Origin of the sequence: Streptomyces capoamus, assembly GCF_014654935.1 — a bacterium.
Taxonomy (GTDB): Bacteria; Actinomycetota; Actinomycetes; order Streptomycetales; family Streptomycetaceae; genus Streptomyces; species Streptomyces capoamus.
On the sequence record NZ_BNBF01000019.1, the window covers coordinates 10071 to 10850 of the forward strand.

Sequence of the window (780 nt, forward strand, 5' to 3'; positions counted from 1 at the left end):
CTCAAGGCGAGAAGTGCCGGCAGAGCGGTGAGGCCGGCGGCCACCACTCCTCTGTAACGGCGGAACGGACTGAAGCGGTGTCCAGCGCGCATGACTGACCTGCTTTCTGAGTCGAACTACGCACCACTCGGGCAGCTTTGGGGGCCCGGAGCGGGCCGCCTCACTCATCGTGCAGTGGACATACCGCGTACCAAGAAACTTACTGGACTGAATGGTGACGAACCCACCCCAGCACGGGGCTGCGGACCGACGCCGACCTACGCCCATCGGCCGACCCCAGGCGCCGGTGTCGAGCGTGGACAGCAAAAAACCCCCGGCCCTGGTGGACCGGAGGTCTTTCGTGCTGGTGGGGCTAACAGGATTTGAACCTGTGGCCTCATCCTTATCAGGGATGCGCTCTAACCAACTGAGCTATAGCCCCGCCGCGCTCTGCGGTATGTCCCGCGCGCTGACTCCTGAAGATTAGCGCACGACCGCCCCAGTCCCAAAATCGGTTGTCGGGGCACCGTCAGAACACCGCTGGTCCAGGGGTTACTCGTCCTCCGCCAGGGTCAGCTCGATGCCGCCGACGAAGCCCGCGGAGAGGTTGTAGATGAACGCGCCGAGCGTCGCGAGGGCCGTGGCCAGGACGACGTCGATGACCGCGATGATCGTCGTGAAGGTCAGCACGTGGGGGAGGGACAGGAACGCCTGGAGGTCGAAACCGTTCGCCTCGTTCGAACCGGTCGCCTCCGAGATCGTGCCGCCGACCGTCGAGAACACGCCCATCGCGTCCATGAC

1 protein-coding gene and 1 tRNA gene are annotated in these 780 nt (G+C 64.7%); both read right to left on the bottom strand.

What is annotated here, in order from left to right:
- Positions 1 to 344 precede the first annotated feature (344 nt).
- Positions 345 to 421, bottom strand: a tRNA-Ile gene (locus tag IE312_RS26530).
- A gap of 110 nt (positions 422 to 531) precedes the next feature.
- Positions 532 to 780 (bottom strand): DUF3566 domain-containing protein (locus IE312_RS41930; protein WP_229900468.1); only part of this gene is annotated, 249 nt, incomplete at its 5' end.